We start from the raw sequence: 17,943 nt of genomic DNA, 5'->3' as shown, positions 1-17,943 counted from the left end.
TTTTGTGAACCCAAAAAGGTTCACCTTAGGGAGATCGCATGTTGAAAACAAAGACACTTTTTTTCGCTTTTGCTCTTACCAGCTGCAATGCTTGGTCAGTCTCTCTTGAAGAAGCTGTCGCCATTACCATCGCGACTGACCCAGAGCTAAAAAGTGCATTCAATGACTTTATGAGTAACAGGCAAAGCATTGGTGTCGCACAGGGCGACTATTACCCGGATATCGATCTCAGTGCTGGGTATGGCTACGAGTACATTAACAACAGTACGACAAAAGCAAGCGGTGACAAAAGCTACAACCGTAAAGACGCCACCCTGAGCCTGACTCAGTTGATCTGGGACGGAAGTACATTAAACAACATAGACAGAACCAAGTATGAGGCGGAGGCACAACGTTTCCAGTTACTTTCCGATGCACAAGATAAGACGTTAACGCTAACCGAAGCTTATGTCGCAGTGCTCCTCGCACAACAATTACTCGCGCTGTCTGAAGACAATGTCGGTGTTCACGAAAAAATCAAATCAGACATTGAACGACGTGCGGAGTCTGGAATTGGCTCAACCGCCGATTTATCGCAAGTTGAAGCCCGTGTCGCGCGCGCTATCACAAATATGCTCGCAGCAAGAAGCAATGTCATTGATGCAGAAACAGAGTTCTTTCGATTAGCAGGCATTGAAATAAGAAAGCCCGTTGACCCTGAAGTCGATCAGCTTTTCTTGCCGACATCGTTGAAAGAAGCACTCGATGTCGCATTTGAGCTTAACCCTGTCATGAAGCTCGCCACGCACGATATTGATGCCGCACGCGCTCAATATCGTCAAAACAAAGGTAATTTCTACCCAACGTTCACGGTGGAAGCAAAACAAAATTGGACCAATGACGCGAACGGCGTCGAAGAAAGCGTCGACGAGTTCAGTGCCATGTTGCGTGTAAGGTGGAACCTTTACAACGGTGGCTCAGACCAAGCCAACACTAAGCGCAGTGCTTATCAATTGAACAAATCGAAGGACATTTTCGATAACGCTTCCCGCTTACTCAAAGAAAGCACCCGCCTAGCGTGGAGTGCGTATGAATTAACAGAGGAACAGAAGAAATACCTCGCCGATCACGTTGACGCAGCCTCTGAAACGGTTATTGCCTATGAAAAGCAATTCAAGATTGGTCGTCGCACCTTGTTGGATCTGCTTAATACAGAAAACGAACTGTTTGAAGCGCGTCGTTCTTACCTCGACGCCCACTATGCCAACATCAATGCAAAATATCGCGTACTCAACAGCACTGGCACGCTACTAGACGCGTTAAGAATTGATGTGCCTCAAGAGTGGCTCGAGCCAGTCTTAAAAAATGAAGGTTAGATCAATGAAACATGTTTTCCTAACGTCAGGGATACTTGTGGCTATCTCTGGTTGTTCAATTTCCGCTAACGTTCCCCCACTTGCGGAGCAACATTCTGACTTACTTGACGAAGACGCTGATGGCGTCATTAACGCGAGAGACTTATGTGACAACACGCCAAATACCGTCATCATCGATAACGATGGGTGCCCCAGCTATGTTTTGTTTGAAAACGACAGTTCACTCAGGATTCAGTTTGCAAACGACTCGGCAATTGTAGAACCTGCCTACCGTGAAGAACTGGACAAAATGGCAGAATTCCTTCACCTTTACCCTGAAACCTCTCTTGAACTTCAAGGACATACAAGTTCACTCGGGACAAATACGTACAACAGTGAACTGTCTGTTCAACGTGCTGAAGCCGTAAAAGCGCAATTGATTGACAGAGGGATCAAAACCGACCGTCTCGCGATTGTAGGGCTTGGCGAGAACGATTTGGTTTTGGCTGACACCACGGAGACATCCCAGCTTGTAAATCGCCGTGTGGTTGGCAGAGTAAAAGGATTTAAAGGAGATATTGAGGAAGCATGGACCATTTTTACCCGACGGGAACAGTAACGACTAAGGAAGCCTAATGCAAAAACGGGTCACCCTGTTTTTATTGTTCCTTCTACCTGCACTAGGATCTTTTGCGACTAACGACACTGACGATCTCTGGGTCAAAAAAGTTGCAGGGTTTTACGGTGATCGAGCAGGAAAACGTGTTGCAGCATGGAGAGATGTCGTCGCGAAATCAGCCAATCTTTCCGAGAAAGAGAAGCTCGTTGCCGTTAACGATTTTTTCAACCAGCTGTATTTCGTTAATGACATAGATTTGTGGGGTAAAAAGGATTATTGGGCAACACCTCTCGAGTTTTTGGGAAGTGCTGCCGGAGATTGTGAAGACTTTAGTATCGCTAAGTACTTCACGCTCAGAGAGTTAGGGATAGACGATAAAAAGTTGAGGCTGGTCTACGTAAAAGCCATCGAACTCAACCAATTTCACATGGTTGTCGCCTACTACCCTACAGCCTCTTCTGAGCCTGTGCTTTTAGATAATATCGACCCGAAGATCTTGAAAGCTTCAAAACGACGAGATCTGCTACCTGTATACAGCTTTAACGGTAGCCGACTTTGGTTAATGAAAGAACGCGGTAAAGGTGAACTGGCAGGCAAGTCTTCAAGGTTGGGATTGTGGAACGATCTTCGACAACGAATGGGGTCAGTAAAACTCAATAGGCCGATCAAAAACTATGATGGGTAAATGTCTATGACTTTATACCGACAGCTATTTACATGGATGTTGGCAATATTCTTCCTGTTGATCCTTGCGGTCACCGGGATTGAATTGAGCACCACACGAAACTTTCTTCTCACTCAGCAAACCGCTGAGGTGAATAATACAATCAACTCAATGGGACTGGCATTGTCTCCGTACTTGGAAGATGATGACAAAGTCGCCACAGAATCTGTTATCAATGCACTATTTGATGGAGGCTTCTATCAGGAAGTCCGCCTGAAAATGCTGTCTGATGGCAGTGAGATCATTCGCCAGTATCCTGTCACGGTTGAAGGCGTACCAAATTGGTATATTTCTCTCGACCTTTTCCCTGTTATCACCGAAGAACGAACATTTACCAGCGGATGGTTACAGCTCGCTGAAGTAAAAGTGGTTTCTCATCCTGGGTATGCTTACCGAGAAATGTGGCGAGCAACGATTCAACTTGGGATTTGGATTGGCGTGCTCTTTATCATTGCGATGCTCATTATCGCAATGCAACTCAGTCGATCTCTGCGTCCGCTTAAAACCATTACGAACCGAGCACAAGATATCGCGCGCAACAAGTTCAATAACGAACCTATCCCGCTTCCGCCGACAACCGAACTAAAAACGGTTGTAAAAGCCATTAACCAAATGAGTAATCAATTGGAAGCATACTTTGAGCAACAAGCCAAAGAAGCGGACAGACTGCGTGAGCATGCGTATCGCGATACCGTGTCAGGGTTGGGCAATAGAAGTTTCTTCGTTGGTCAGTTGAAATCTTGGCTTGCAGAGTCGGCCATTGGTGGCCTAGTTATGGCCAAAGTAGACCTCATCACTGACACTTATCAAAACCAAGGATTTGAGCAAGGTGATGCCTTAGTCAGCCAGTTCTCCAAAAAATTGAACACCACCATCAATGATGCAGACTTTACGGCGTCAAGAATTTCCAAAGACGAATTTGTCATTCTCGCTCCCAATTCAACCGCTGAAGATTTGCAGGTGCTCGGTGAGAGTCTTCTAGCAATTGTTACGGATATGCAGCATGACCCTATGGGTATCAGCCCGCCTAAAGTCGCTATTGGTCTTGCTGTAAACAGTTCGGAAAACCGAGATGCAAGTCAGTTACTTGCTCAAGTCGATAACGCGTTGACGCAAGCACGGAATACGCCGAAACATCCGGTGTCTATGATTGACCAAACGGCAAACGACGCATCGATGGGTAGACAACAATGGAAAACGCTTATTCTCGATGCCATTGCCCACGATTGGTTTAAATTTAAGTTCCAACCTGCTTCTAATAGCGACCAGAGCGTCCTTCACCAGGAAGTCTTCTCCGCCATCGAACGCGGTGAGGACTACTATGGAGCCGCTCATTTCCTGGGTGCCGTCGAACAACTCGAATTGGGCGAATCTTTCGACCGCTATGTTGTTGCACATATGATTGAACGTTTAACGGACGATCCGAAACTAGGGCCTTTAGCGATTAACTTGACGCAGAACAGTGTTACCAATGCTTCGTTCATTCGTTGGCTAACAACTGTCATGCAGAAACACCGAGATATGGCAGGCAGGTTGTTCTTCGAAATTCCAGAGAGTGTATTTGTTCGCTACCCAGACCACGTGAGTCTGCTGACCGAACAAGCTCACAGATTTAATTTTGGATTTGGCGTCGATAACTATGGCCGGAACTTCCAATCACTTGACTACCTCAATAAATTCAAGCCGTCATACGTGAAAATCGATTTTGCCTATACCAGCAATCTGGACGACGAATCACAAAGCCATGTGCTAGCCTCAATATGCCGGACTGCACATAACTTAAATATCACGACAATCGCGACTCGAGTTGAAACGGAATCGCAGTTAAACAAGTTATCCGAACTGTTTGTAAGCGGCTTCCAAGGTTTTATCTTCGAGAAGAAATTGGAGAATCATGGTTAAAGATCCGCTATTGCAATCTTTGGTCTATGTAAGCCGATACTTTGGTCAGCCGAATTCGCCTGACGCATTGGTATCCGGCTTACCCATCTCTGATGGCTATCTATCGCCATTCCTATTCCCACGCGCAGCCGAGCGTGCAAGCATAGATGCAAAAGAAGCTCGTATGGAGTTATCCGACGTGTCCGTGCTTCTTTGTCCCTGCATCTTACTGATGAAAAACAATGAAGCATGCGTGCTTCTCGATATAAATCACGAACGGGGTGAAGCTGAAATTGTCGCTCCCAATACCGATATCACTTCAGATATTGTTAGTCTGGCTGACCTCAATGAAGAGTATAACGGTCGGCTGTTTTTACTAAAAAAGCAATTTCGATACGATGAACGTTCTCCAGAGATATTGAAAGAACGCAGCGGCCACTGGTTTTGGAGTACGCTGTGGGAGTCTCGTTCAATCTATCGTGACGTACTCATCGCTTCGATTTTTATTAACGCCTTTGCGATAGCTACCCCTCTATTTTCTCGCATCGTCTACGACAAAATCGTGCCGAACTTGGCCTTCGACTCACTGTGGGTTTTGGCCAGTGGCATATTTGTTATCTTTATTTTTGACCTAGTGCTTAAATTGCTTCGCAGCTACTTTATCGACATTTCAGGAAAAAAATCTGACCTGTTGATTTCTGCCCGAATATTCCAAAAGGTCATGGGAATACGGATGGAAGCCAAGCCGCCATCAGTGGGTGCGTTTGCAAGGCATATGCAAGAGTTCGAATCAATTAGGGACTTTTTTACTTCCGCATCGGTATCAGCACTTATTGACCTCCCCTTTGCTTTCTTTTTCCTTTTCATCATCTGGATCGTTGCCGGTCCCTTGGTTATTGTACCCATCGTTGCGGTCGCGTTTTTGATGATTCACGCCATGCTTATTCAAAAACCGCTGAGAACCACAATAGAAGAAGGCTCTCGTCTTTCTTCCCAAAAAAATGCCAACCTGATTGAAAGCTTGGCTGGTCTCGAAACCATCAAGCTGTTCGGCGCAGAAAGTCAGTTTCAATACCGTTGGGAAGAAGCCGTTGCACATATGGCTAACTGGGGCATCAAAACGCGCCGTCTAACAGACTCCGTTCAAAACGCCGCAGGCTTTATTCAGCAGTTTGTGTCAGTGTCCATGATTGTGTTCGGGGTGTACCTCATTGCCAATGGTGACCTCACTATGGGTGGCTTGATCGCCGCCAGCATGCTTAGCTCTCGTGCAGTTGGGCCTATGGTTCAGCTATCATTGCTCTCTACGCGTTATAACCAAGCCAAGTCTGCTATGGGCATTATTGACCAACTGATGGAAATGCCATCAGAGCAAGAAGAAGGTCAACGTTACATTCACCGTCCGATTATTCGAGGAAAAATCGAATTTGATCGCGTGAACTTTAACTATCCCAACAGTGAAGTGGCATCTCTGCGTGATGTGTCTTTCACTATATTGCCTGGAGAAAAGGTCGCTATTATTGGCAGAATTGGCTCTGGTAAGACAACACTAAGCCGTCTGCTAATGGGTCTATATCGCCCTACAGAAGGCTCTGTACGTATCGATGAAACCGACATCAGCCAAATACACAACATCGACATACGGCGCAATATAGGCTGTGTTCCGCAAGACCCCGTATTGTTCTTTGGTTCGATCAGAGACAACATTACGCTTGGACGCCCTTTATCAGATGACAGAGACATACTGGATGCAGCCAACCGCTCAGGTGTAACCACCTTTACACAAAGAGACCCTGCAGGATTGGAGCGTCAAGTAGGTGAAGGCGGCGGGCAGTTGTCTGGTGGACAACGTCAAGCGATTGCGATTGCAAGAGCCATGTTAGGCCGCCCTCCTGTTTTGTTGCTGGACGAACCAACCAGTGCAATGGACAATCGCTCAGAGCAATACATCAAACAACAATTGTCGACACTTCGTCGCGATGAAACCCTGATCATTAATACACATAAAACCGGCATGCTTGATGTTGTTGATCGGATCATCGTCGTTGAGCAAGGCAGCATAGTCGCAGATGGACCTAAGCATTCTGTGCTTCAAGCATTAAAAGACGGTAAAGTTCAAAAGGTCGGCTAATCAAAGACAAACCAAAAAAAGCAGGCGGATTAGCCTGCTTTTTATCGTCATTTACACTGTAAACACTTCGTCTATTTCAGCTTTTCAATTTGGATTTCTTTTCCATTCGTCACAAATTTACAGGGGCCATATTCGTTGTTAACGGCCAGTTGAGTATCACCGATTTGGCAATGCACACCACCGAAACACCCTTTGAACACTTCAATACAATGGCTTCTATACAATGAACTCAGCTCTGAGGAGCTTGAGTCCATTTTTGCTTTTAGTGCGGCGATACGCTCAAAATGATGGGTTTTCGTCCACGCCAAACGTTCAATCAGTTCGTCTGGGCGCTTATTGGCAGGTTGCTGAAGCAGTTTCATCTCAGCATCTTTGACCTTCATTAACTGCTCGTGTTCATGCTCAAGCTCCTTGGTGATACCCAAGGTCTTGTCGATAATTTCACTTAAGCCAGTAAATGCAGCGATACGCGTATGAACACCGGATGCAGCCCCAAGATTAACCACTTGGATCCCACATCGCGCAATGTGATTACCGCCGGTCAGGGTGCCGCTTCGTTTTGATTGATCACAGATAATCAGGTCGCTGCCAGTCTGTGTATAGCAGTGCATCGCATGCTGACTAATCGCAATGTCGCCATCTGCAACAATCTTTGCATACTGAGCAAACTTAGCTATCACAGAGCCCTTAGCTCGAATCTGGGTGTTTATCTCCTGATCAGACTGCACTTGTCGCCCAAGGATACCGTTATGAATAACGATGTCGCCCCCCGCTTCGAGCACGGCCGATTCAACAACCCCGCCCACGGTGATGGAGCCTGTCGCCTGAACTTTCATACCCGCCGCTACATCACCATTAATGACGACGCTGCCTTCAAAGTTAACGTGCCCTGTTGCGACAGTGACGGCTTTCATACAAAGCGCATTGTCGACCTCAACACCGTCGGGGTGCAGTATTGGCATACCCGATGTCAGCGCAATAATGACGTTTTCATCATTCGAGCTGAACGCACTTCCAGGGAACAGACGTAATGGAACGTCTTTGCCCGGTGGTGTTGTGATTATCTCTCCCGTGACTTTAAAGCCTTCGATTCCTTTCGTAGGCGGGATTCGCTTAGCAAGAGGTTGACCTTCTTGAACCGTGATCATCTTGCCAAGGTCACGCATGTCAACCGTACCGTCCTCTCTTTCTTGAGGACGCAATACCCGCGTTTTACTGTCTTGAACAAGATAGGCAATTTTGGAGTCATCGCCCGAAACAGGCCATTTACCCGCGGCGATAGGGACTTCTAAATATTCACCCGGCTTTAAGCGGGATGATGCAGTGAGGAGCTTTTGGAGTGTTTGCTTTTTTACGCCGCGTACAATCTGCGATTTTTTCAATGCCCCTAAGAGATCGTTCCCTTTTATTGGATTACCGCCGCATGCGCCATCCACACGCAAAAAGGCAGTCATTTTCTGCTCGTCGAGGCGTGCACTGACTAATGCGTCTCGACGCTCTGCGACGACTACGTCGTCGGGCTCACCTTTCCAATCATCATTTGACGCATTAATTTTAACGAGTACGTTTTCGATGGTTTCTTCAAAACGGAAAAAATTGGCGACGTTATGCTTCGTCAGCCATTCGACGATATGTTTTTTCTGAACATGGGGCGCGTTTTCGTCTGCCTTTGGTACCACCGACATGTATACCCTGCGACCATCGTTTGAAAGCCGCAAAAGCTGTTGCAGCATGTAATCCCCTAAAATAGAACATTAAAATTACGAACTAACATCACACTCGCATTCTACCCAGATGACATACTCAGACTAAACACCACTAGGCCCAAGTTAGAATTAGATCTCATTTAATTATTGATTGGTGACTTAATTATGGCGCAAGTGTCATATAAATGAATTATAGAGAGTTTTACCCAATCTGCCGCCTTCTCGGACGGATAATTAGGAACTAATGGACAGATTGCGTTTAAGACAGGCCTGTTGCTATTTCAAATCATAGAGTTAGAAAGCTCAGGCCATAAAGATTTAGCGGAACAATGAAAGGTTTTGGTGAATCTCTTCTGACAACCATTCATCCAAACATAATCCGTATCTGAACTCGCCATCTTGAGATGCGCGTTGGTAAATTAAAGAGCCTTTAAGTGGTGCCATCCCTGTTATCTGAATTAAACATGTCGAGTCCAGCTCCAACTCGTAAGACGTGGTTAGCCCTAAGCCGCTTCTGCTTACGTCTCTTATGCAAACGCGCAAGCCAAAGTCTTCTTCATCAAACTCTGCAGGATAAACATAAGACGTCTGATGAATCCTTGCGTGAAGTCCCGAATGCCCTACCGTGAGGCGTTCTTGAAAGCGTTTACTTTCAGGGTGATGATTTTTATGCGCTAAAACGCCGTTATCGATATTCTCAGTATTCCCAGCCATACTGCCTCCTTTGGTTCGCTTTACAGCTGTCAAAGCAGCAACCCTACTAGTATATGAGGAATTTATTACAGCAATTGTATTGAAACTTAGATGCTGACTTAGAAACCAATGGCTGTTTACAGTGTAAATTGACCCACTAATCCATAAGGCTCTTTATTATTTCCTGCCGTTGGTTTTGTCGCTTCTGAACATATTCCAAAAACAAGCCTTCGTTACTGGTAATAATTTGATCAGGAGACAAGCCCACTTTTTTGATGAGAGCGCGCACGCTGTCAAACCGACCAATGTCATTCGCGAAATGTGCATCAGACCCGGTCGTAATCAATGCGCCGTATTGCTTTGCTAGCAAGGCTATCTCACCACAAATTGACTCGCTACCCGCACGTGAGCCATTAAAGGAAGAGTTGTTTAGCTCTAATGCAATACCCTGCTTTGCTGCAGCCTTCACGACGACTTCAATATCTATCGGGAAAGAAGGATTGCCCGGATGCCCAATTGCGTCTGCAATTCCATTGCGAATGGTATTGACGATGGCTGTAGTATGAACCGATTCAGAATCAGGGCGGAAGACAGGTTCATGCAGGCTGGCATTAACCCAATCTAAATGCAAATAGACGTACAGCGGCATATCAAGATTTCCCGCTTCATCCATTATATTGGCCTCAACACCCCGACAAATACGTACCCCCTCAAGCACGTCTGGAATCACCCTTTGATTGACAAAGTGCCAGTGATGAGGAGAGCCCGGCATGGTCGACGCATGGTCTGTGACACACATGTATGTCAAACCGGCTTCTTTTGCCGCCTTCGCATTCTCAGTGACTGTGCTATAAGCATGACCACTTGAAATGGTGTGCGTGTGCGTGTCCGCGATAATTTGCATAAATTCCTTAGTCCTTTATTACTGTCGCGATCCACTGTCGCATCGCATTCTCAGCGTCTTTTCGGCCATTAAAACCATGTTGTCTTGCCACCGTTTCCCAGCCATGACGTTGCAACAACTTAGCTGAAAGAAGCAGACAGCACTGACTGTGTATTTCATTGTGATTCGAATTCTTTTCAAGCCAATGAATAAACCATTGCCAAAGACTACCTACAACAAGATCAAACCCAAGCGCACCTGCCGCGAACAATCTGACTTGGTCCATTGCCAGTTTTGAAGGTGGTGTCGCTTTGGAAATTTTGGAGACAAGCTGATTGAGTAACATTGTATCCATATCGCGATACTGTTCAGATAACTGGTGCAGAAAATTGGAAGATAACAGTTCAAAAAGTTGTGGAATCCAAGCTTGCTTATGAGCAAGAGACTTGATCATTTGTAATGAGTAAGCACCGCTAGCCGCATCCCTTTGCACACCCAAGCGAACAGATTGATAAGAAAGGCTCGACCAAAAAGAAAGCAAAGACAATGTACAACCGAAACTCGTACCGATGACACTGATACCCGATTCAATTGCCCGTTGCTCTAATGAAGCGATAAGCGTTTGTCCAACGCCTTGGCGACGAATACTAGGATGAACAGCGATGCGAACAACACGTAACAGAGGCTGTGTAAGAGGTGCCTCAATACCGGAATGTGACGCTAAACTTTGCGCCAACAGGTGGCCTTTAATACGACGCTTTCCAAGCACCACAGCGGTGGCTAATTCAGGGTCAAATTCCCCTTCTTTCATCCCTAAAACAGCACCAACGAGTACGTTACCTTTAAACGCGCCAACAATGAGTTGATGTTCAGAGTTGAGTAATTGGACCAAATCGTTGGGTGACGTTTGATAGTGTGCGGTCACTAAAAGAGAGAACAACTGGCGTAGGAGGCTTTCATCTTCAACCAATTGGTTCTTTGTTATAACTCGCACCGTGAGCACGCCACTATCAGGCGGTAACTCGGGTTCTGCATCAAAGAGAAATGCATCAAACAGCCAGGCTTCCAACGGGTCGTTTATCGCCCAGCGTACAGGCATCACAAGTCGACATTCCTTCCAGCCCTTAGCGTTGTCAGAAAGCATATGCCTAAAGCGTGAACTAAACGCGCGACCTGTTCCTTCGTAGCCGTGCTCGGTTGATGAAAAAACAATGCGGCTGTAGTTATCTAGCATACGTTCTAGCATTGGCATTGGGATCGCCGCTGCTTCATCAACAAACAAAATATCGCAATCAGGGGACTCTCTGAGTAGCGCGTCAGGAGCAACAAACGTAACCGTTCCGCCTGATGAGGACTGCAGAGTGTATTTCCCTCTACGTTGAACGCTCGTATCGATAATTGCATGCTTAAACAAGGTTTCGATGTTTGAGATTGAAGGCGATGTGACGACAATGCGCTTGTTGCTCGAAGCAATAATTTGTCCCGCCGCGATTCCAAGTGCCGAGGATTTTCCCCTCCCCCGATCAGCGACTAACAACAGGGGACGTCTCCTGTGCCCATTTAGCACCTTGTTAATCCCATCTATTGCTATGCGTTGATCTTCTGTTACGCCATCAACAAAGTGTGCTGACTCAAATTGGTCCGAAGTGAGCGTTGGAAGATGAACACCCTGGGTTTGTGAAAGCAGTGCCGCATTTGCATGCGAATAGAAACGCGAAAAACGCGTCATAAAAGGCGAGTTTTCAGTGCTTACCAAGAATATAAGCAATTCACCGCCTTTCACGCATCCGCTGATTGCACACACTTTATCGACGTCGATTGATTGACGAATATCGAGAACAAGCGAACCCGTTTCTTGCCCGAGAAATTGTTTAGCTTTGGACCATGGCAACGCCGAGCGTTCTTGCCAATCATCACTCACCAGAGTCACATCAGGTAATGCATCAAGCATCAGCACAATAAAGTCGTTGTCCCCTTTTACAAAAACGGGAAAACGCATGTTGTTGTTCGTCGCTGACATTTTCAGAGCGAGTAAAGCCGACACATATTCTGTAATCACGGTATCTTCAATCGGTTTAATTCGAGCAAACACTCGTTGCACCTGACCTTCCATACTTGACCAAATGTGGTAAAGAAAAGTCCCAGAACAAGGTGTTCAGCTCAAGAATTCAAATAAGTACGAAGTGTTAATCATACCGTAATCAATATGGATACAAAAAAAAACGTGCCCCTGAGGACACGTTTATTATCGATATCAAATGGGACATCTATCCCAAGCGCTGTTGAATAAAATCAAGAATCGCTTGTGTATCATCCGCGTTTAGCTTTTTAAGGTTGATGGCAAGGCCATCGCCTTTGCGCCTGTAGCTCGCCCGGCCCTTCACAAGGTCGACCGAAGGTGCTTCTTGCTGTCTGCTCGTCGGTTTGAGTGCTTCGCACCATTGCTCGAGGATCAATGAAACTTCTCGAGTAATTCGACTAACACCCACTGCATCAACAGACTGCCATACAGGTTGGTTATTTAGCTTATCTAGAAGCTCGTTTTGCTGCGCTTCATCCATGGCGAAATACAACTTATGTAGTTTCACGATGGTAGGACGGCCTAGCTCGCCAACACTTGGGTAAGCTTGCAACAATAGTAATGGCAATGCTGCGGCCTTAAGGGCACCACTCACCAGAGCTTCGCTACACTGACACACCTTTGCCAGTTCTTTTTGATCAGCAACATCACCACGTTCCAACATCGCCTGCATTTCTTTGCCACGTTCGAACAAAGACAGTGGTTTGTGCGCGTTTGCTACATCAGACAAGAATTTCGCATGCTTGCTATTAATGTCTTTTGCTACATAAACCAGGAAATCTTGCTCAGCAAGAATACAGGACATTCGGCGACGACTACCGTCAAGTACTTCGATTTTATCGCCTTCTAACCAGCGACCTACCGCTGGGTATTGCTGTCCTCGCTCTTTCAGTGTCACAAGGATATCTGACAGAGCTAACTTGTTTAGAAAAGACTGTTCACGAGCATTTTCGGCGAAAACAGACGTGCGCTTAGCCACATCCGCCGCAGGAATTTTAACGAGCTCAAACTCTGCGGTAGACTCACCCGCGATAGACAGTTCGATTACCGCGGCTTTATCTGAAGCGGCCTTTTGTGCTTCCTGTGCTGTTGTCGCTCGGCGTTTATCGACTTTGCCAAACAATCGAGCGTTTAATTCTGATGTTTTGATAGCCATTTATCACTCCTGATTGCGCTGCGACCAATGACTGTGAAGCACACGTTCTAGCTCCAAGCCTGCACGATGAACGGCTTCTTGCGCCGTTGAAAGTGTCTTTTTACCGCCTTCAAAGTCCTGTGATGTCAGGTCAAACACGGTACTGTATGTATCCGCACACGTTTCGAAAGCACGGCTACGTGGGATTGTGGCCATCATAACCTGATCACCCAACAGGTAATTCATTTCAGTTAATACAGAAACCTGCTTCTTATTATCGTCCTCAAACATGGTTGGCACCAGTCGGACAAATTCAAGCCCAGGCCAGTTCTCAGGGAACATTTCGTAGACCGTAGGAAGATGCTGGAAGAAGTTTACGGTTGACGCCCAGTCTAGTCGCTTCGCAGCACACGGGATCAAAAGCGCATTCGAGGCATACATTGCATTCCACACCAATGGATCAATGTGTGGGCCGGTGTCGATCATGATGATGTCAAACTCATCAGCAATCACATCAATGACTTTCTCTTGCAGCAATTGAACGATATCCAATGAACCATTTGTCGCGAGGTTTTGCCACGCTTCCGCATTAAACATCGCATCTTCAGGGAACGCCGCGATAGTTTTCAAATTCGGATATTGCGTTGGCAACAGAACATTCTTCATCATGAAGTCTTTATCTGCTTCCTGCGGGGTGTTTTCCAACATGACGTCAACAGCAGAGTAAATACCCTCTTGCTCGGTAACGCTAATTTGTGGGTTTAGGAAAAGACGCAAAGAGCCTTGTGGATCAAGGTCAATCAAACAGATACGGTAACGTTTTTCCAAATTCAGTGCCATGCATGCAGCAAGATGCACCGCACTCATCGACTTTCCTGTTCCACCCTTTTGGTTCTGAATATTGATCACCCAAGGCTTATAGCCCGCACCTTTTCCTTCATGGAATGCCGGCATCTTTGCCGCTTCCATAATTTGGTGCGCTTCATCTAGCGTGATCGAGTAATGGTTTGCATTGTTCTTGGTGAACTGGTGGCCAGCCTCTTCCATTCGAGTAATGGCTTCATCAAGCTTGCGACGCGTTAACCCAGAACGCGTTTCCATCAGGGCCTTAGACATAGGAGGAAAGAGCTGGTCATGACGCTCTTCCATGACTATTTCGATACGATCAGCCTGAACCTGTTTTGTTTGCTCTGCTATTGTTAGCAGGTTTTCTATCGTCTTTTCCCTATTCATTTTTCTTTTCGCCATAAAAGAGAATTAAACGAATTGTACAGCATTTTACCCATCGCGCAATAAAACGCTGAACGTACGACTCATTATTTAAGATGGCGGTCACTTTATGACAAATTCATAAAAATGAATCAGTTAAATTTGTCTATCATTGCGTGTGAAAAAACTCAGATTTAAAGTGTTACAGCGTCACCTCTTTACAATGTAAACTGCAAAATAACTGACAAATTCATCGTTTTCACCGGAACGCTATAAAAGTCCGGCTAAATTACGGTGCTACGCCATTCAATTTCAAGTTTTTCAAATTGCGACAAGAAAACAACTCTCTAGCTAAAAAGCTCTATCTTGATCATGCTTTCGAAAGCATGATCAAGATGGTCATGTAAACTAACATTCGGGGGCGTAAATGTTAGTTATTCTCCTTGATCATCTTTCCAAACAAATTTGAGCCGAAAGGAACGATGATCAAGAGCGTTAGTAAGCTTAACTCTTCACCAAAAAAACAAATTGAAGATCCTAATTTATCGAAACAATGATCAAGTAGTCATTTCACGATTCTACGGTTCGGGGACTTCGCGGAACGATGATGAACCTCGTCAAAATTACGGCTGATGCCTTTTCAATACTGATTTTATCGAGAATCAATACGATAACAGGAGAACTCTACGGGGATTGGTGTGGTTTTTACCTTGATGTTGAAATGCAATAGCACCTACTTGATCATCGTTTCGATGCTCGGACACATATTCACAGTCGACTAAAATACGCCATGTGTCATTTCAATTTACACTCTAGCTTGTCGTTCAACTGGGATAGTTGCCGATTTAGCGTCTACATAGTATTCAAAACAGGTCGAAATCACGTTTCCCTGATCATTTTTCCGGACCAGAAGAGTGAGAAGAGAGTTGGATTTTCTATTTATCCAATGATGATAGAATTCGATCTGTGGATAACATGTGAAAGTAGCTTGATCATGCTTTTGAGGCATTGATGATCACGCTTTCGAAATGATGATGATCATGTTTTCGAACTTCTAATGATCATGCTTTCAAGAACTTAATGATCATGCTTCTGGGAAAGCCGTGATCATTCTTTCGGATCGTGCAAAAATATATTTCTTTATAAACAGCAAGTTACAATCAGAAATAAAACCAGATCATAAGATCAATTAATCATATAGATCACTATTAATCATAAAGATCAGTTAAAAATCTTCTTCAAAAAAGATCTTTCTTTCTTTTTAATTTTTTATTACTCTTCTCGGAAAGATGGCTCAATTACGGCCTCTTGTATTTCGATTACACTTATGCATACAAGGAGCTGTGGCGAATGGCCTCGAGTCCTTCCGAAAAAATCCTGATCGTTGCCCCTCGTTCTCACAAAGACGGGCACCTCTTTGAAGTCCATGGTCAACTGATAGATTGGTTGCCCCAGTATGAACATTTTAGAGGCGTTACAAAAAGTATTCTTGAACTTCTGAATCTCATTTCTTTGAGAGGCTTTGCGTCAAAAGACGGATTCGTTTCTACGACAGAACTGGTTGAAGCCACAGACGGCCATTTAACCCGAGCTGCTATTCAACAACGTCTTCGTGCGGCAGTCCAAATTGGACTCTTTACACAACAAGGTGTTAGGTTCGAAGAAGGCTTGGCAGGTAAAACAATGCTTCATCGCTTTGTTAACCCAAGCCAATTGATCTCCGTATTGGGGTCAGCGGGTCTCCAGTCAGAAAAAACCAAAGTCATTGCGAAACAAAAGCGTTCTAAAGCGTTGGCTCAAAATCATGTTAACAAGCAATTGCTCCACGAACATGGTTTGGGGACACCACCAATGATGCCTGATGAGAAAGATCAGATTCTCATTTCACCAACCAGTTGGGCCGGTATCATTGATCAGGCTTTAGCACCGCCTAGAACGAAGAAAAGTTACCAGAAATCAATGGTGGCGATCAGTGGTTCAAAAGCGATCATTGAGACTCGATCCTCAAAGTCGATCATGACCGTCGACGATCTGATGACGCTTTTTGCGTTGTTTACTTTGACAGTTCAATACCATGATCATCACTTGCCGAATTATGAGCTTCAAACTCAGAAGATTGGTAATAAAACGCCCGTGTACATCACTGATATTCTTTCGTTGCGTGGCAAAAAAGACAGTGGTCCTGCGCGAGACTCGATCCGTGAAAGTATCGATAGGATCGAGTTTACCGATTTCCAACTGCATGAACTGACCGGCCGCTGGTTGAGTGAGAACATGCCTGAAGGATTTAAAAGTGATCGATTCCGATTCATCGCTCGAACGATCACTGCTTCGGAAGAGGCACCGAGAGAAGGAGAGGATGGTGAGATCCGCATCAAACCCAATCTCTATATCATGGTGTGGGAACCGTCATTTTTCGAAGAGTTAATGACGCGCGATTACTTCTTCCTGTTTCCACCGGAAATTTTGCGCCAGCATACACTGGTATTCCAGCTGTATAGCCTCTTCAGAAGCCGTATGTCGCGTCGTCTTGAAGATTCTATTACTCTGAGTGACCTCAACCAGAAAATGGCGAGAAACATCGAATGGCGGCGTTTTTCGAGTGATTTGGTTCGAGAGCTTCGTAAGATGGCGAAGAAGGAAGCACAAGCTGAAGATGTGTTTGCGGTTAACTTGTATGGCTATCATTTGACGGTTTATCGGATGGATGATGATAAAAAGCATCCTGACTATCGGATTGATATCAAGTGTAACGTGGATGAAGTGATCCGCTATTCTCGTGCCAAAACGTACAACGAAGGGAAGCGATCGTTGGCTCCAACTATGCCAAACCCGCTTCGTAACGAGATCTTGCCCAAACAGGACCTTGATCAGCTTTCCGAGATCATTGATGGTGAGTTCGAACCGATTCAACGCAAAGAGAAGCGGGGAGGACGTCTAGGTCGTCGCGTTAAGCAGCGTAAACATCTTGTCGAAATCAATGCTGATGAGCTGACGATCACCCTGTCGAAATATACGTCCCCCGAGGCTCTGCAGCGAAGCATCACTGCATTGTCGGCCATGACGGGTCATCCCGCGGCAACCATTACGGAAGAATGTCAGGCGTTTATGGACAAGTTAGACTGGCTAAGAGTCGATGGTGAGATCATGCCGTATGAAACGCTAAGTAAAACGATTGAGTTCTACAATGGGCATCAAGATGAAAAGCATTTGTCTATTGAACGATTGATCTCTGGTCTTGCGGTTCGTCGTAAGGTGTGTCGCCAGGTTTTCGATGGCCATTTGGATGCTAGCGTACTTACCGTATTAGATGAAGTCGCCTCAGGGGGATAGAACTCTCACCGAGTGCTGACAATACACTGACATGAGGGTTAGCCACGACGTCTAGGATTGAAGGCGAATAGATACCTTTGTCCTATTGGCATTTGGGCTCCCAGATGCACTTTTGCTAACCTTTTCAACGAGCCTTTGGGCTCGTTTTTTTTGTCTTTTGTTTGCATCAACGGAAGATATTCCCCGCTTGCCATGTTGCATCCCTGTTAATTGAA

12 protein-coding genes are annotated in these 17,943 nt (G+C 45.5%); 6 read left to right on the top strand and 6 right to left on the bottom strand.

Annotated features, from left to right (window positions below):
- Window positions 1–38: 38 nt before the first annotated feature.
- Genes LRP49_RS08345 through LRP49_RS08325 form a run of 5 tightly spaced genes read left to right on the top strand, consistent with a single transcriptional unit; the run spans window position 39 to window position 6,689 of the window.
- Window positions 39–1,355 carry a TolC family outer membrane protein gene (locus tag LRP49_RS08345; protein ID WP_274141574.1) on the top strand — a complete coding sequence of 439 codons (1,317 nt, stop codon included), beginning with the start codon at window positions 39–41 and terminating at the stop codon, window positions 1,353–1,355.
- Between the two features lie 4 nt (window positions 1,356–1,359).
- Window positions 1,360–1,953, top strand: coding sequence for an OmpA family protein (locus LRP49_RS08340; protein ID WP_274141573.1), 594 nt, complete (start codon window positions 1,360–1,362; stop codon window positions 1,951–1,953).
- Between the two features lie 16 nt (window positions 1,954–1,969).
- Window positions 1,970–2,638: a transglutaminase-like cysteine peptidase gene (locus LRP49_RS08335; RefSeq protein ID WP_274141572.1), complete on the top strand. Its 669-nt coding sequence runs from the start codon at window positions 1,970–1,972 to the stop codon at window positions 2,636–2,638.
- 6 nt (window positions 2,639–2,644) lie between these two features.
- Complete coding sequence (locus tag LRP49_RS08330) at window positions 2,645–4,579, top strand: bifunctional diguanylate cyclase/phosphodiesterase (protein ID WP_337992943.1); 1,935 nt, start codon at window positions 2,645–2,647, stop codon at window positions 4,577–4,579.
- Window positions 4,572–6,689 (top strand): type I secretion system permease/ATPase, encoded by a 2,118-nt coding sequence (locus tag LRP49_RS08325; RefSeq protein ID WP_274141570.1) that lies wholly within the window; start codon window positions 4,572–4,574, stop codon window positions 6,687–6,689. The genes LRP49_RS08330 and LRP49_RS08325 overlap by 8 nt, the downstream gene beginning before the upstream one ends.
- A gap of 71 nt (window positions 6,690–6,760) precedes the next feature.
- Here LRP49_RS08325 and LRP49_RS08320 read toward each other — a convergent pair whose 3' ends face one another.
- The 6 genes from LRP49_RS08320 to LRP49_RS08295 all read right to left on the bottom strand — a co-directional run bounded on the left by LRP49_RS08320 (window position 6,761) and on the right by LRP49_RS08295 (window position 14,419).
- Window positions 6,761–8,422: a DUF342 domain-containing protein gene (locus tag LRP49_RS08320; RefSeq protein WP_274141569.1), complete on the bottom strand. Its 1,662-nt coding sequence runs from the start codon at window positions 8,420–8,422 to the stop codon at window positions 6,761–6,763.
- 291 nt (window positions 8,423–8,713) lie between these two features.
- Window positions 8,714–9,109 (bottom strand): PilZ domain-containing protein, encoded by a 396-nt coding sequence (locus tag LRP49_RS08315; RefSeq protein ID WP_274141568.1) that lies wholly within the window; start codon window positions 9,107–9,109, stop codon window positions 8,714–8,716.
- A gap of 136 nt (window positions 9,110–9,245) precedes the next feature.
- Window positions 9,246–9,992 (bottom strand): phosphatase, encoded by a 747-nt coding sequence (locus LRP49_RS08310; protein ID WP_274141567.1) that lies wholly within the window; start codon window positions 9,990–9,992, stop codon window positions 9,246–9,248.
- 7 nt (window positions 9,993–9,999) lie between these two features.
- A complete protein-coding gene (locus LRP49_RS08305) occupies window positions 10,000–12,063 on the bottom strand; it encodes a GNAT family N-acetyltransferase (protein ID WP_274141566.1) in 2,064 nt (687 codons plus the stop codon).
- A 175-nt stretch (window positions 12,064–12,238) separates the two neighbouring features.
- Complete coding sequence (locus LRP49_RS08300; RefSeq protein WP_274141565.1) at window positions 12,239–13,207, bottom strand: ParB/RepB/Spo0J family partition protein; 969 nt, start codon at window positions 13,205–13,207, stop codon at window positions 12,239–12,241.
- 3 nt (window positions 13,208–13,210) lie between these two features.
- Window positions 13,211–14,419: an AAA family ATPase gene (locus tag LRP49_RS08295; RefSeq protein ID WP_274141564.1), complete on the bottom strand. Its 1,209-nt coding sequence runs from the start codon at window positions 14,417–14,419 to the stop codon at window positions 13,211–13,213.
- Between the two features lie 1,326 nt (window positions 14,420–15,745).
- On the opposite strand from LRP49_RS08295, the gene LRP49_RS08290 reads away from it, so the two are divergent.
- Window positions 15,746–17,728: a replication initiator protein RctB domain-containing protein gene (locus tag LRP49_RS08290; RefSeq protein WP_274141563.1), complete on the top strand. Its 1,983-nt coding sequence runs from the start codon at window positions 15,746–15,748 to the stop codon at window positions 17,726–17,728.
- Window positions 17,729–17,943: the final 215 nt, after the last annotated feature.

Origin of the sequence: Enterovibrio qingdaonensis (assembly GCF_028683135.1) — a bacterium.
In the GTDB taxonomy this organism is placed as follows: Bacteria; Pseudomonadota; Gammaproteobacteria; order Enterobacterales; family Vibrionaceae; genus Enterovibrio; species Enterovibrio qingdaonensis.
This window is presented reverse-complemented; position numbering and strand designations above follow the sequence as displayed.

Coding starts and splice junctions, on each gene's coding strand:
- LRP49_RS08320 (WP_274141569.1), bottom strand. CDS start 8,422: ATGCTGCAACAGCTTTTGCGGCTTTCAAACGATGGTCGCAGGGTATAC.
- LRP49_RS08335 (WP_274141572.1), top strand. CDS start 1,970: ATGCAAAAACGGGTCACCCTGTTTTTATTGTTCCTTCTACCTGCACTA.
- LRP49_RS08295 (WP_274141564.1), bottom strand. CDS start 14,419: ATGAATAGGGAAAAGACGATAGAAAACCTGCTAACAATAGCAGAGCAA.
- LRP49_RS08330 (WP_337992943.1), top strand. CDS start 2,645: ATGACTTTATACCGACAGCTATTTACATGGATGTTGGCAATATTCTTC.
- LRP49_RS08315 (WP_274141568.1), bottom strand. CDS start 9,109: ATGGCTGGGAATACTGAGAATATCGATAACGGCGTTTTAGCGCATAAA.
- LRP49_RS08345 (WP_274141574.1), top strand. CDS start 39: ATGTTGAAAACAAAGACACTTTTTTTCGCTTTTGCTCTTACCAGCTGC.
- LRP49_RS08290 (WP_274141563.1), top strand. CDS start 15,746: ATGGCCTCGAGTCCTTCCGAAAAAATCCTGATCGTTGCCCCTCGTTCT.
- LRP49_RS08340 (WP_274141573.1), top strand. CDS start 1,360: ATGAAACATGTTTTCCTAACGTCAGGGATACTTGTGGCTATCTCTGGT.
- LRP49_RS08310 (WP_274141567.1), bottom strand. CDS start 9,992: ATGCAAATTATCGCGGACACGCACACGCACACCATTTCAAGTGGTCAT.
- LRP49_RS08300 (WP_274141565.1), bottom strand. CDS start 13,207: ATGGCTATCAAAACATCAGAATTAAACGCTCGATTGTTTGGCAAAGTC.
- LRP49_RS08325 (WP_274141570.1), top strand. CDS start 4,572: ATGGTTAAAGATCCGCTATTGCAATCTTTGGTCTATGTAAGCCGATAC.